Annotated in this window: 13 protein-coding genes, 1 other RNA gene and 1 pseudogene; 5 read left to right on the top strand and 10 right to left on the bottom strand. The window is 71.2% G+C overall.

Going from position 1 to position 13,153, the window contains the following annotated elements:
• Positions 1-117 precede the first annotated feature (117 nt).
• The 3 genes from AB0F98_RS23770 to AB0F98_RS23760 form a co-directional block, all read right to left on the bottom strand.
• Positions 118-1,548, bottom strand: a complete 1,431-nt coding sequence (locus tag AB0F98_RS23770) for an RNB domain-containing ribonuclease (protein ID WP_357738928.1) — start codon at positions 1,546-1,548, stop codon at positions 118-120.
• Positions 1,549-1,782: 234 nt separating this feature from the next.
• Complete coding sequence (locus tag AB0F98_RS23765; protein ID WP_357738925.1) at positions 1,783-2,502, bottom strand: histone; 720 nt, start codon at positions 2,500-2,502, stop codon at positions 1,783-1,785.
• A gap of 82 nt (positions 2,503-2,584) precedes the next feature.
• The gene (locus AB0F98_RS23760; protein WP_357738922.1) at positions 2,585-2,788 is read right to left on the bottom strand and encodes a hypothetical protein; all 204 of its coding nucleotides are present in this window, start codon (positions 2,786-2,788) and stop codon (positions 2,585-2,587) included.
• A gap of 205 nt (positions 2,789-2,993) precedes the next feature.
• Here AB0F98_RS23760 and AB0F98_RS23755 point away from each other — a divergent pair, with 205 nt between their 5' ends.
• Positions 2,994-3,494, top strand: coding sequence for an NUDIX domain-containing protein (locus AB0F98_RS23755; protein WP_357738919.1), 501 nt, complete (start codon positions 2,994-2,996; stop codon positions 3,492-3,494).
• A 53-nt stretch (positions 3,495-3,547) separates the two neighbouring features.
• On the opposite strand, the gene AB0F98_RS23750 is transcribed toward AB0F98_RS23755, so the two are convergent.
• A complete protein-coding gene (locus AB0F98_RS23750; protein WP_357738916.1) occupies positions 3,548-3,928 on the bottom strand; it encodes a VOC family protein in 381 nt (126 codons plus the stop codon).
• A gap of 115 nt (positions 3,929-4,043) precedes the next feature.
• Here AB0F98_RS23750 and AB0F98_RS23745 point away from each other — a divergent pair, with 115 nt between their 5' ends.
• Positions 4,044-4,463, top strand: coding sequence for a hypothetical protein (locus AB0F98_RS23745; protein WP_357738913.1), 420 nt, complete (start codon positions 4,044-4,046; stop codon positions 4,461-4,463).
• 163 nt (positions 4,464-4,626) lie between these two features.
• Here AB0F98_RS23745 and AB0F98_RS23740 read toward each other — a convergent pair whose 3' ends face one another.
• From AB0F98_RS23740 to AB0F98_RS23730, 3 genes are all read right to left on the bottom strand, one after another.
• Positions 4,627-5,112 (bottom strand): FBP domain-containing protein, encoded by a 486-nt coding sequence (locus AB0F98_RS23740; RefSeq protein ID WP_357738910.1) that lies wholly within the window; start codon positions 5,110-5,112, stop codon positions 4,627-4,629.
• A 66-nt stretch (positions 5,113-5,178) separates the two neighbouring features.
• The gene (locus tag AB0F98_RS23735; RefSeq protein ID WP_357738907.1) at positions 5,179-5,388 is read right to left on the bottom strand and encodes a hypothetical protein; all 210 of its coding nucleotides are present in this window, start codon (positions 5,386-5,388) and stop codon (positions 5,179-5,181) included.
• A gap of 68 nt (positions 5,389-5,456) precedes the next feature.
• Positions 5,457-5,891, bottom strand: a complete 435-nt coding sequence (locus AB0F98_RS23730; RefSeq protein ID WP_357738905.1) for a VOC family protein — start codon at positions 5,889-5,891, stop codon at positions 5,457-5,459.
• A 753-nt stretch (positions 5,892-6,644) separates the two neighbouring features.
• On the opposite strand from AB0F98_RS23730, the pseudogene AB0F98_RS23725 reads away from it, so the two are divergent.
• Positions 6,645-7,632 (top strand): annotated as a pseudogene (locus tag AB0F98_RS23725) (transposase).
• 381 nt (positions 7,633-8,013) lie between these two features.
• Here AB0F98_RS23725 and AB0F98_RS23720 read toward each other — a convergent pair.
• Together AB0F98_RS23720 and rnpB are read right to left on the bottom strand one after the other, a co-directional pair.
• Positions 8,014-9,078 (bottom strand): hypothetical protein, encoded by a 1,065-nt coding sequence (locus tag AB0F98_RS23720; RefSeq protein WP_357738902.1) that lies wholly within the window; start codon positions 9,076-9,078, stop codon positions 8,014-8,016.
• Positions 9,079-9,665: 587 nt separating this feature from the next.
• An RNA gene (gene rnpB, locus AB0F98_RS23715) (RNase P RNA component class A) lies at positions 9,666-10,079 on the bottom strand.
• A 416-nt stretch (positions 10,080-10,495) separates the two neighbouring features.
• Here rnpB and AB0F98_RS23710 point away from each other — a divergent pair.
• Complete coding sequence (locus AB0F98_RS23710; RefSeq protein WP_357738899.1) at positions 10,496-11,257, top strand: sulfite exporter TauE/SafE family protein; 762 nt, start codon at positions 10,496-10,498, stop codon at positions 11,255-11,257.
• Between the two features lie 88 nt (positions 11,258-11,345).
• On the opposite strand, the gene AB0F98_RS23705 is transcribed toward AB0F98_RS23710, so the two are convergent.
• Positions 11,346-12,578 carry an MFS transporter gene (locus AB0F98_RS23705; protein WP_357738896.1) on the bottom strand — a complete coding sequence of 411 codons (1,233 nt, stop codon included), beginning with the start codon at positions 12,576-12,578 and terminating at the stop codon, positions 11,346-11,348.
• 53 nt (positions 12,579-12,631) lie between these two features.
• Between AB0F98_RS23705 and AB0F98_RS23700 the strand changes: the two genes are divergently transcribed.
• Positions 12,632-13,105: a MarR family winged helix-turn-helix transcriptional regulator gene (locus AB0F98_RS23700; protein WP_357738893.1), complete on the top strand. Its 474-nt coding sequence runs from the start codon at positions 12,632-12,634 to the stop codon at positions 13,103-13,105.
• The last annotated feature ends 48 nt before the right edge of the window (positions 13,106-13,153 follow it).

Below are 13,153 nucleotides of genomic sequence, written 5' to 3'. Positions count from 1 at the left end.
ACGACGAACGGGTCGCCCGAGTCCGGTCGCGCACCGGCTGTGCGACGAGCGCAGCCCGGCCGCGCCGCCGGTGACGGGCGCGGCTCCGGCCACGCCGCCGGTGACGAGGGTCGCGGGTCAGGCGCGTTCGAAGAGCACGGTCCGGCCGGCCGGGTCGGCGGTGACGAGGCGGACCTGGATCCGTTCGCCGAGCGGCAGGTCACCGAGGCAGCGGGAGCGGACCGGCGGAGTGTCCAGGGCCACGGTCCCGCCGGGCGGCCGCGGCCGGGAACGGGCGCTCGGCGGTGCGTCGACGTCGAGCACGGCCGCGTCGAAGATCTCCCCTACCCGGTCCGCGAGAAGCACCGCCTCGGTGAGCTCGACGGCGCCACGGGTGGCGGCGGAGGCCATCCGGTCGGTCGTCGCCATCACCTCCGGCAACCGGGGCAACGCCGCACGCACCCAGTCGGGCACCGGCCGGCCTTCGTGCAGGGCCAGGCAGACCTCGGTCGCGTACCGGTCGGCCAGCCGACGCAGCGGGGCCGTGACATGGGCGTACGCGGCCGCGACCCCGCCGTGCTCCGGACGCTGCGGCAACTCCCCGTCGAAGGCGGTGTACGCCGCACCGCGCATCAGTTCGGCGGCCTGGTCGATGAACGCCGCCGCCCGCGGCTGTGCGGGGTCGAGCGCGGCGATCACCTCACCGGGGCCGGCGCCTTCGGGCCAGTGGACGCCCAGCGGCGCTGCCGCCATACGCAGCCGTTCCACTGCCTCCGGCTTCGGCGCTGGCATCGTACGGAGCAGACCGATCCGCCCGGCGAGCATGATGTCGGCCGCGGCCATTCCGGTGAGCAGGGAGATCTGGGCGTTGTGCTCCTCCATCGGCGCCGGGCCGCGCAGCACCAGCCGCCAGCCGTCGCCGTCGGCCTCGACGTCCTGCTCGGGCAGCGGCAGGTTGATCGCTCCACGGTGCAGGCCGCGCGCGGTCAGCCGTACGCCGATCTCGGGAAGCAGGGCGATCGGTTCGGGCAGCCGGCCGGCGTCGGCCTGGGCCTGCACCCCCGCGTAGTCCAACTTGGCCCGGCTGCGGACGAGCGCGCGTTCCAACTCGACCGCGACCGTCGCGCAGTCGGCGTCGAGGTCGATGGTCCACACGACGGCTGCGCGGTCGACGTCAGGGAGCAGGCTCGCCGCGCCCTCGCTCAGGGTCTCCGGATGCAGCGGCACGTTGCCGTCCGGCAGGTAGACCGTCTGGCCTCGGCGCCAGGTCTCGTCGTCCAAGGCGCCGCCGGGACGGACGTGCGCGGCCACGTCGGCGATCGCGTACCGCACCCGGTAGCCGCCCCCGGGGCGTCGGCTGAGGTGCATCGCCTGGTCCAGGTCACGGGAGCCGGCCGGGTCCACCGTCACGAACGGGACGTCGGTGCGGTCGACGGCGGGTCGCGGTGGGTCGGCGGCCGCGGCGTCGGCCTCACGCCGCGCCGCGGCCGGGAACTCCTCGGGGAGTCCCAGCTCGCGGCGCAGCGCGGCGAAGTCGATACGGGGCGCGAGGACGCGTCGGATGACCACGCGCCCATCCTGACAGTGCGACAGGCGATCCGCCCGACCCGGGCGGCCCACCCGCTGTGCGACAGCGGTACGCCGCTGCCGCGCAACGACGTCAGGCTGGCGGATGTGACCGACGTCCGTGCCGGCTGGAGAGTACGACGGACCGGTCGACGGGAGCCGACCCCGCCGCACGGTGGTGCGGGTGCCGACGGCCGGACCGGGTGTCGCGTACTCCGGAATCGCCGGCGGCGCGGGTCAAGGGGCGGACTTGCGGGCCGCCACCGTGGCGCCGCGGGCGGTGGTGGCCCGCGTGGTGGTCGGAGTGGCCTTGCGCGCCGGCGTCTTCTTCGCCGGGGCCTTCTTCGCCGCCGCCTTCCGCGCGACGCCCGCGGTGGTGCCGGTCGTCTTCCGGGCCGGGGCCTTCTTCGCGGCGGTGCTGCGCGCGGCCGTCGGGCGGGTGGTGGCGGTGGTCCGCTTGGCCGGGGCCTTCTTCGCGGCGGTCTTCTTCGCCGCGCCGGTGGTCTTCTTCGCGGTGCTCGTGGTCTTCCTCGCGGCGCCGGTGGCGGTCTTCTTGGCCGCGCTCGTGGACTTGCGGGCCGCCGCCGTCGTCTTCCTGGCCGCCGCCGTGGTGGTGCGCTTGGCCGCCGCCGTGGTCTTCTTGGCCGCGCCCGTGGTCTTCTTCGCGGCCGTCGGGGCCTTGGCCGGTGCCTTCTTCGCGGTGCCCGCGGCCTTTCGGGCGGTGGTCGAGGCCTTGGTCGCCGCCTTCTTGGCGGGGGCCTTGGCCGCGGTGGTCTTCTTCGCCGGGGCACGGCCCGCCCCGCCGGCCGCCTTCTTGGCCGGCGCCTTGGCGGCCGTTGCGGTGGTCCGGCGCGCGGGCGTGGTCCGGCCCGCGGTCGTGTTCCGCTCCGCCGCGGCGGTCTTCTTCGCGGTGGTACGTTTCGCGGCCGGGCGGGTGGCCTTCGGTGTCACGGCCATCTCGGTTCCCTCCTTGGGGACGTGCTCTCGCGTGTCTCCTCGCGGAACACTGAGTACCTCGACGCGGGCCGTCCCGCGCCGTCTACCTGTCCTCCCCGGCCCAGCGGGCGTCCTCGGCGTCCCACGCTTCGTTCCGCTCCTGCACTCTCTGCAGCGCGTTCTCCGCGTCGGCGGCCGAGGCGTACGGGCCGAGAACGTGCCTCGCCGGACACACATCGGCATCGGTCTCGACCCGGTGGTGTCGGGTGCACCAGTAGTAGTGCTCACCAAGTCCGCTGTCGCTCATGAGATCACTGTGCACCGCGTACCCACCGGCCGCCACCGGAACACCACAAGTCGCCGATGGCCTCCACAGTAGAGAGGCTGTGGGCGTCGCGGGCCAGAATCCGACAAAAAAGACAGGGCGGGGAGCATCGTCCGCCGCGCTTCCGGGAATCGACCCGGCTGATCCCGGCCTCCACCGGCGTGGCCGCCGAGGTTATCGTCGCCGGGTGATACCCGACTACATCCTGCGGATGCGCAAGCACATCGGCCACGACCTGCTCTGGCTGCCGAGCGTGAGCGCGGTGGTCCGCAACGACGCCGGCGAGCTGCTGCTCGGCAAGCGGGCCGACGACGGTCGGTGGTCGGTGGTGAGCGGCATCGTCGAGCCGGGTGAGCAACCGGCCACGGCGGTGGCCCGGGAAGTCCGGGAGGAAACCGGTCTGGACGTCGAGCCGATTCGGCTCTCCAGCGTCGTGTCGCACCCGCACACCTATCCCAACGGCGACCGCTGCGAGTACCTGAACCTCGGCTTCGAGTGCCGGCTGCTCGGCGGAGACGCCCGGGTCAACGACGACGAGTCCGAAGCCGTCGAGTGGTTCGCGCCCGACCGGCTGCCCGCGCTCGACGCGCACGCCCGGCTCGTCATCGAGCAGGCGCTGGGCGACACGGCAGAGACGTTCTACCTGCCCGCCGGCACGGCCTGGGACGACCGGGACGTGCCCCGGTAGTCCGCCGCCCGGCGACGTACCGGGGTGCGGATCCGCCCGGCGCGGTCAGCGGGTCACGGCCAGGTGCGCGCCTCGGCGTCGAAGACCTCCGGCGCGGACTCCACCGGCAGTACGCAGACCAGGTGCCCGCCGGGCGCGCGCAGGACGCGGCACTCCTCCCACTGCGTCACCGGTGTGGCTCCCAGCCCGACCAGGCGCGCCGTCTCCGCCTCGACGTCGTCCGTCTCGATGTCGAGATGGAACCGGGGCGTGTCGTCCACCGCCTGGACGGCGAGGACCAGTCCGGGCAGGGCGCCGTGCAGGCTCGTGAACTGCGGTTCCGGCGCGTACGGCTCGGCGCGGACACCGAGCGCCGCCGACCAGAAGGCGGCCGCCTGGTCCGCCTCGTTCCGAGGGGTGTCGATCAGCAGGGCATAGCTCCGACTTCGATGCATCCGCGAAGGCTAGCGCTCCCCGCCCGGGCCCGCGCGCCGAGCGGCATCGCGGATTTGACCCCGCATGCACTGTGAAGCGGCGGCCACTACCGGACCTTCGGCCGGAGGAGGAGCGATGCGCAGAGGTGTCATGCTGCTGGCGTTGTCGTCGTTCGGCGTCGGTGTCGGCGTCTGGGTCGGCGCGGGCGTCGGCCCGGCCGCCATCCCATGGGCCGTCGGCGCCTGCCTGGTCGGCATCGCACTCTCGTTCTTCGGTGCGGAGACCAATCCCGTCGCCGATCCGCAGAACCCGTCCGCTGAACGGCCGGCCACCTTCGCGGCCCTGGGCCCGGCCGTCGAGCGAATCCTCCGGCTGGCCGAGGAGCAGGCCGAGGCGGTCGTCGACGAGGCCAGACGTGAGGCGGAGCGGATCGTCGCCGCGGCACGGTCGGACGCCATCGGCGGCACGTCGCGCGACGAGGTCGCGGGGCCGGGAACGCGGTTCGAGACTCAGCCGGACAACCAGCGGCGTACCGGCGAAGGCGGCCATTCCTGATCGGATCCACGCCGTGCCGCCGGCTGCCCGACGAGCAGCACACCGGTTGCCGAGCCGTGCCGCCGCGGGCCGTGCCGTCTCCTCTCGCGGCGCGCCCGGAGTCGGACGTCGTCCCGGGTGCCCCCGCCCCGGACCGTCGCTCCACCGGCCCGGTCGTCAGGGGTCAGCCGACCACCTTGCGCAGAAGGCCGGCGAGGTTGGTCGAGGTGCGCTCGATCTTCTCGGTCAGGGTGATCGACTCCTCGATCCGCCGTCCGGCGTTCTTCTTCCCACGCAGGTAGAGCGAGCAGGCCAGGTCGGTGCAGATGTACGCCCCGACGGAGTTGCCCTGCCGCCCGTCCGGACCGGCCTTGCGCGCCGTCATCAGCGACACGCCGTCACCGGTGTGCGTGGTCAGGCAGAGCGAGCACATGCTGCGCCGCGCCCGACCGGTGTGCGGCGCCACCCGCAGCGCCACGCCGACGGGCCCTGATCCGGACTCGGCGATCAGGTAGGCCCGCTCCGGGGCGGAGAGGTCACGCCACCCGAAGAAGTCGAGGTCGGCCCAGGGCCGTTCGGCCAGGTCGATCGGCACCGCCAGACGCTTGGCCTCGCCCTTCGTGAGGTTGACGAAGGCGGCGCGGATGGCAGACTCGGTCAGGGGAACCATAGGACCAAGCCTAACACCCTTAGGAAACACTTTAAATGTGATAGGGATGGGGTGACGGGAGGTTGATCAGCTGTTGGGAATCTGACCGCGCCGCCACACCTCGCCCTGGACGACATGACGCTCGGCTGCGTGCCGCTCCTGCACAGCCGCCGCATCGCGGGCGGCAGCCGAATCCTCGGCAGAGGAGAGCCGCTCGCGGTCCCGCCAGCCGACGAAGACGAAGGCCGCGACCAGCAACACCACGAACACGACGACGGACACCACCACGAGGGTCATGCCATCGACGTTACCGAGCGCCTACCAGGCTGCGAGGCCGCCGAGCACGTGGCGCGCCGCCCGGCCAGTCAGGCCAGACAGAACTCGTTGCCCTCGATGTCCTGCATCACCATGCACGACTCGTTCTCGTCATCGGCAGGCAGCAGTCGCACGCGTACCGCGCCGAGCGCGACCAGCCGCGCACATTCGGCCTCAAGTGCGGTCAGGCGCTCCTCACCCACGAGCCCGGTACCGACCCGCACGTCAAGATGCAGCCGATTCTTGACGACCTTGCCTTCGGGAACCCGCTGGAAGTACAGCCGCGGCCCCACTCCCGAGGGATCGACGCATGCGAACGCGGAACCCTGACGCTCGGGTGGCAGCGCGCTGTCGACATCGCCCCAGCTGGCAAACCCCTCCGGTGGCGGCGGTACGACGTACCCCAGCACCTCGCACCAGAACCGGGCCGCCCGCTCGGGCTCCGCGCAATCGAAGGTGACCTGAACCTGCCTGACCGACGCCATCGGTCCACCATAGAGGCGAGCTCACGCGCCGCCCACCACCGCCGGTCTCGGCCGGCTGCCACGCATCCGCCCGGCCCTGCGACGAGCGGTCCGGCTCTCTGGTGGGCGACGGACGAGTCGACCTGTACGCCGGATTTTGAACTCAACATGCCCTGTGAACTGCGGAAACAGCTGTGGTTCTGGCTCTCAGGGCGTCCGCAGGGCGTCACCGTCGCTTCGGTGTACCTCCGGAAAGAGGTTGTCGATGGCCTGGCGGGTGCGTTCCTCGCTGGAGGGCATCAGATGGGTGTAGACCCGGAGCGTGAATCCGAGGCCGGCGTGCCCGAGCTAGGACGCAAGCGCCTGATGCTCTCCCCCGCGTCCAGGAGCGCCGAGGCGTAGAAGTGCCGCAACACGTGCATTGGTTGCGCAGGTCGGGACGTGCAGGCCCTAGAAAGCCATCCCGCCCACCGCCGACTCAGGCAAACCGAGCGCGCCAGGCACCGCTCCACCGAAGTGTGAGTCGGCGGCAGACAGTGAGGATGGTGGGGTGGGTCGCCGGGTTGGTCTGACTCACCGGCAGACCGACGGTTGCTGTCTTGATGCCGATTCGTCGGCCGGCTCGGTGGCCCGGCAGCTGCATGTCACCGGTCAGGCGTCGTGACTTGATAGGAGCCTGTGCGAGAGGCGCCCACCACTGTGTTGTCCGTATCGCCTGACCGGTGACGTGTCCACGTGTTCTCGACTCGACCGAGAAAGGCGGACCTCACCAGCATGGCAGCGAAGAAGCGATCGGTTATCGGTGGTGTCGACACCCACCGCGACACCCACCACGCCGCCGTCATCGACAGCACCGGCGGCTTCCTGGGCGACGCCGAGTTTCCCGCGACCACCGCCGGATATGCGGATCTTCTGGCTTGGCTGCGCTCCTTCGGGCGGCTCACGGCCGTGGGCGTGGAGGGCACCGACAGCTACGGGGCCGGCCTGGCCCGCTACCTGACCGACCCGATCGACGCTATCGCCGCCGCCCGGGCAACCCTCGCCGGCACCGCCATGGGCACCCCGAAAACCCGCACCGGGCCGGTCGAGGCGATTCGCGCCCTCAGGGTCGCCCGCCGAGGAGCGGTCAAGGCCCGCACCGCCGCCCTAAATCAGATGCGCGGCCTGGTCGCCGCCGCCCCCGAGCCCTTGCGAGCCCACCTGACCAGGGGTCAGCGCCGCCGTGCTGGTCAGCCGGTCCGCCGCACCGACCTACGACCCGGCCAAACTCGACGAGCCGGAGCACGCCACCGCCGCAGCCCTGGTCGGGCTCGCCCGCAGGGTCACCGCCCTCACCGAGGAGATCACCACCCTCGACCGGCAGGTGACACCCATCGTCCAGAAAGCCGCGCCCCGCACCACCGCCCTGTTCGGTGTCGGCCCCGACGTCGCGGCCCAACTGCTCACCACCGCCGGCGACAACCCAGACCGACTGCACTCCGAAGCTGCCCTGGCCCACCTCTGCGGCGCCGCACCCATCCCCGCAAGCTCCGGACGGGTGCGCCGCCACCGCCTGCACCGCGGAGGCGACCGCGGCGCCAACCACGCCCTGCACACCATCGCCCTCTGCCGCATGCGCTACGACCCACGCACCCGCGCCTACCAGCAACGACGCATCACCGAAGGCCTCAGCAAGCAGGAAATCCTCCGCTGCCTGAAGCGCTACATCGTCCGCGACGTCTACACCGCCCTACACGCAGACTTCGCCGCCCTCACCCCTTGACCTCCACAGGAGCATCGGGATGGCAGCTTATCGAGCGCGATGCGGTGACCCGGGAAAGACGGGGCAGGGATCGCCGCAGCCCATGGTGACGATGACGTTGAGAGGCGGGCGCGCAGTGCTGGGAGCCGTGCAGCCAACGTGCAACTTGTGGCGGTGATCCCGGCTAAGAGCGGTCAACCACGGGCAACGGCGATCGATGCGGATAGGGCGCCAAAAGCAAGATCCCCACCGCGTTTCCGCTGGTGGGGATCTCTCTGTAGCCCGGCGAAAGGCTATGTGGCCAGGGGCGGGGTCAGAACCGCCGACCTTCCGATTTTCAGTCAGACTCGACGGCCTGACCGGTCTGGAACGCGTTGCCGGATGGCGGCGCGGCCAAGGTGGTTAGACAAGCGGTCGTGCGCGGGTGGCGGTGACCGTCGCGGCGCTGTCGGTGGTCAGGTCGGAGATCAGGTACGCCCGGTAGGTGCCGTCGGTGAAGACCGCCCACAGGTCGGGGGTGCCGTCGGTGTTGATGTCGGCGGCCTCCAGGGTGCCGATGGTGACGCCGGTGTTCCAGTTCGCTGCCACTTGGTACTGGGTGTGGGTCAGCGTGCCGGTGCCGTCACCGTTGTCGACCATGGTGACGCCGCTCCACAGGTACAGGTCACCGGTGCCGGCGTTGCGCAGGAACAGTGCGATCCCGGAGGCAGTCTCGGTGCTGGCGAGGCTCCAGTTCTGCCAGTCGGTACCGCCGGTCGGGGTGGGATTGGTCAGCGCGGTGACCCCGACGTTCAGGCCCGGTGCCCCGATGTTGGGGAGGTAGCCGAGCCGGTAGCCGTTGGTGGCGTCGCCGGAGACGCCGAACAGGTCCGGGATGCCGGCTCCGGAGTTGTCGACGCCGTCGGCCTGGAACGCGCTTACCAACTGAAGAGGGCTGTTGCCGTTGGCATCGAGCAGGAGGTCATACATGAAAAGGCTCGTATTCGCGTCGCGCCGCGGGTCGAGCATCGTGCCGTCGCCTGCGCCGCCCACGATGCCGCCCCCGCCAGCGCGGATACCGGTCGGATGATAGTAGAGGAAGTCCTGACGGTCGATGCCATAGAAGCGGCCGGTCATGACCTGGGTGCCATCGAAGGCGGTCGCGTCGTTGCTGAGGGCACCGGTGCCGTGTAGGCCGATGTTGGTGGCCGGAGTTTGCACCCGGCCGGTACCGACGCCGGTCTTGGCGGACTTGACGCCGAGCGCGGACCAGACGCCGGAGTCGAGGCCGGTGCCTGGACCGCCGACAGCGACCAGGTCGGGGACACCGTCACCGTTGAGGTCCTTGTCAACCGGACCAGTGACGACGGTGGGAGTGGACCTTGGCGTGGCCGCGGCCTGGGCCGGCAGGGCCGGGGCGAGCGCGGTCACCGCGAGCGCCACGGGCGCGGTCCAGGCGAGCAGGCGACGAGAACTGAACGAATTCATCAAGGGTTCCCCCATACCGAGAGCAGTTGCCGCTCGGACGTTACTGGATCATGGCAACCGCCAACGCCCCCGCTCGTCGATACTTCGAAGAACCACTGGGAGTTGATCTACTGCGGCCGGGTGCCGGGAGATGACTGCCCCTTATGTGGACAGAGGGTCGCCGTCGAACCTGCGTGTAGATCCTCGGAGGGTAGTTGGGAGAGGGGCCCGGGAGTACAGCAGTACAGCAGTACAGCAGTACAGCAGTGGAGTACAGCAACCAGTCGAGCTGCAAGAGCCGCCAGGCGGCGACCAAGGCCGTCCAACGTCGGTGACGGCCGGAGGGGACCAGTTCGCCCGGAGCTACGGATCAAAGGGTCTGTCCGGGAGCTGACCTCAGCGTGGCCCCAACGAGTTGCAAGCCCAGCATCGTGGGCACGTCGACAAGGCAGGCCGGCGCAAGGCCGGGACCAAGACCAGGGCGCCTCCAGGGCGTCAGGGCGTCCTCAGGGCGTCAGATGCCGGCCAAAGTTGACCAAGAACGACCATCGACACCCGAACATAGAACCAGCTCAGAGCCTTGATCGAAGCTCTGAGCTGGTGGGCGACGGACGAGTCGACCTGTACGCCGGATTTTGTGCGCGGCGCGTACCCGAAGGCGCGCGCCGGCGGCGGCCATCCATCTCGGCCTACCGTCGCCGGCAGGCTCCAGCGGCCTACCCGCAGACATCGGGCGGGCAGCCCTCAAGCGTCTGCGCGGGTCGTCACCTTGCGGTGACGGCCTTTCTTGGCCTTGCTCCGGGTGGGGTTTACCGAGCCACCCCGGTCACCCGGGGTGCTGGTGGGCTCTTACCCCACCGTTTCACCCTTACCGTCCCCGATGGGGTCGGCGGTCTGTTTTCTGTGGCACTGTCCCGCGGGTCACCCCGGGTTGCCGTTAGCAACCACCCTGCCCTGTGGAGTCCGGACGTTCCTCGGCGGCGGGGTCGAAACCCCGCCGACGCGACCGCCCGGTCGACTCGTCCGTCGCGCTCTCATCCTAACGACGGCGGAGCGCCGCCTATTGCCACCCCACCGCGCCAAGATCCGCCGTTGACCCGGTCACCCGATCGCGTGCCGCCGACCGGCTGGGCGTACCGCGCAGAGCGGCCGCCATCGGTGTCTCGCGGTGATACCTCAGAGTCATATTGATGCCTCTGTGGTATCAAGCTCGATCACAGACACCGCAGAGGTCGACCGGCGAACCTCCGGGTGGGGGTGGTGCCGGCGTCGGCCTCGTGCCACGTGTGCGATCCGCCACGCCGCACCCGAGGAACCGACGTACCGGGGCATCGGCCCAGGTCAGCCGGATCGCCCCGATGACGGCCATGGCGTACGCACCGGGTGGCACGCCGCCGCCCGCTCGGACCGGACAGGCGGGGACTAGCCTCGTGGGACCATGGACCTCTCCCACGCCGCGCTGCTGCTCGCCGCCGGCCTCGCCGCGGGCACGGTCAACGCGGTGGCCGGTGGCGGTTCCCTCATCACCTTTCCCGCGATGATCGCGATCGGGCTGCCCCCGGTGCCGGCCAACGTCAGCAACTCGGTGGCGGTCTTCCCCGGGTACGTGGCGAGCGTCGCCGGGAGCCGGATGGACCTCCCGCGTCCACGCGCGCTGGCCACCCTGCTGCCCACCGCCGTGCTCGGCACCATCGTCGGATCGCTGGTGCTGCTCGCGACCCCGGCCCGGGCCTTCGAGGTGGTCGTACCGTTCCTGGTGCTCGGCGCGACGGCGGTGCTGGCGTTCCAGGACCCGCTGCGCCGGCTGGTCGGCCACCCGCGCGACCTGTCGCCGCGCCGCCGTACGGTCACGGTGCAGGCCATCGTCGGGCTTGGCGCGGTGTACGGGGGCTACTTCGGCGCGGCGCTCGGGGTGATGCTGGTGGCCGGCCTGGCCCTGGTGCTGGATGCCACCCTGGCCCGGGTCAGCGCGATCAAGAATCTGCTCTCCGCGGTGGTGGGGCTGACCACGCTGGTGGTGTTCGCGCTCTTCGGGCCGGTCAACTGGGCCGCCGTCGCTGTGGTCGCACCGGCGACGCTGGTCGGCGGGTACGTCGGCGCGCGGCTGGTGCGTCGGCTGCCCCCGATGGTGCTGAAGACCCTGATCGTGCTCTTCGGCACGGTGATCGGCCTCTATCTGCTCTCGCGTGCCCTCAGCTGACGCACGCCCGCGACCGCGCGGGGCCTGAAACGCAGCACCGCCCCGCCGCAGGGGTGCGGCGGGGCGGCACGGGTTGGGGGACGGTGAGTCAATACGCCTCGCCGACCGGCTCCTCCGGGGCGCCCTCGGCGCGGGCGGCGGCCCGGTTCCACCGGGACCAGAGCACCCGCTCGCCGTAGCCGGCGGCCATCACGTGGGCGGTGGCCAGGTAGACCAGCACGCCAACGGCGAGCACCGCGAAGCCGACCCAGTACGGCAGGCCCAGCGAGTGCTCGGCGAGCTTGCCGGAGATGATCGGCGCCGGGGCGGCAGCACCCCAGCGGACCAGGTTGAACGCCCCGGTGGCGACCCGGCGGTCCGCCGAGCCGAGGCCGAGGGCCAGGTCGGTGAGGTTGGCGTTGGCCAGGCCCATGCAGAGTCCGGAGAGGACCAGCACGATCAGCGACTCGACGGTGCCGGTCGAGGTGGCGAACAGCACCATGCAGACGAGCAGTCCGACGATGGCGACGCCGATGGTCTGCACGGCGCCGATCCGGTGGGCGAGCCGGTGCCCGATCACCAGGATGCCGGCGGCCAGACCGAGGCCCCAGCCGGTGAAGGCCAGCCCGAGGGGTACCACGTCGAGACCCAGGAAGAGCGGCGTGTAGCCGAGGACCACGAAGAACACGAAGTTGTACGCCGCGGTGACCAGGCAGAGCGCGATGAACGCGGGTCGCCGGTAGGTGCCGAAGATCTGCCCCACCCGGACGGGCGCCTGCCGGTTGGCGGGTTCGCGCAGCTTCCGGGCGGCCACCGCCAGGGCGAGCACCATGAACACACCGCAGACGAAGAACGGCAACCGCCAGGTGATCTTTCCGAGCAGGCCGCCGATCAGCGGGCCGACCGCGAAGCCGAGGCCGAGTGCGGTCTCGAAGAGCCCGACGACCCACTCCCGGTCGACGGCCAGGTTGACCAGCACCACCATGGCGGTGGCGAAGAACATCGCGTTACCGAGGCCCCAGACGCCACGCAGGATGCTCAGCTGGACAATGTCCCCGCTGAGGGACGCGAGGATGGCGGCGAGCCCGACGACGGAGACACCGGTGATCAGCACCGGTTTGAACCCGAAGCGCCCGCTGGCCAGGGTCGCCGGGATCATGCCGACCGCCATGACCGCGATGTACGCGGTGAAGAGCAGTTCGACCTGCCAGGCGGTGACCCCGATGGCCTCGCCGATGGCCGGCAGGATCGGATCCACCACGGCGATGCCGGCGATCGCCAGGAAGGCCACCAGCGTGGTGGCGTAGATGGCACTGCGGTTCGGTTCGGCGCGCCGATCCACTCCGCCTCCCAGATAGCTGTATCTTACAGGTACTTATCCTGTATCCTACAGCTATGAGCGAGGACCTCTCCACGGGAGCCGACACCGACGAGGTCACCCTCGGCCGGATCGAGACCGAGGTGGCGCTGCTGATGCGGTTCGGCGAGGCCACCCGACGCCGCACCGGCGCGGAGCACCGGGTGCTCGACCGCGCCGCGTACGTGATCCTGCGACACCTGGCCGACGTCGGCCCGCAGAACATCTCGGCGCTCGCCGCCCGGCTCAACCTGGACGGCTCGACGGTGACCCGGCAGGTCTCGGCCATGCAGCGCGACGGCCTGATCGTGAGGGAGCCCGACCCGCACGACGGGCGGGGCATGGTGGTCTCCCCCACCCCCACCGGATTGCAACGGATGGCGGCGGTGCAGGCGGCCCGCACCCGGCTGTACGGCGACATCCTGGCCGGCTGGGCGCCGGAGGACCGGGACATCCTCGCCGAGATGCTGCGTCGGCTCAACGAGGCCCTGGAGCACCGACCCCGCCCCTGACGCGAGCCCGCGCCACGGCACGAAGAGGCCCTCGGCCGACGCCGGGCG

It is taken from the genome of Micromonospora sp. NPDC023737, assembly GCF_040639715.1.
Lineage (GTDB): Bacteria > Actinomycetota > Actinomycetes > Mycobacteriales > Micromonosporaceae > Micromonospora.
The sequence above is the reverse complement of the archived record's forward strand: the minus strand, read 5'-3'. Positions and strand labels throughout refer to the sequence as shown.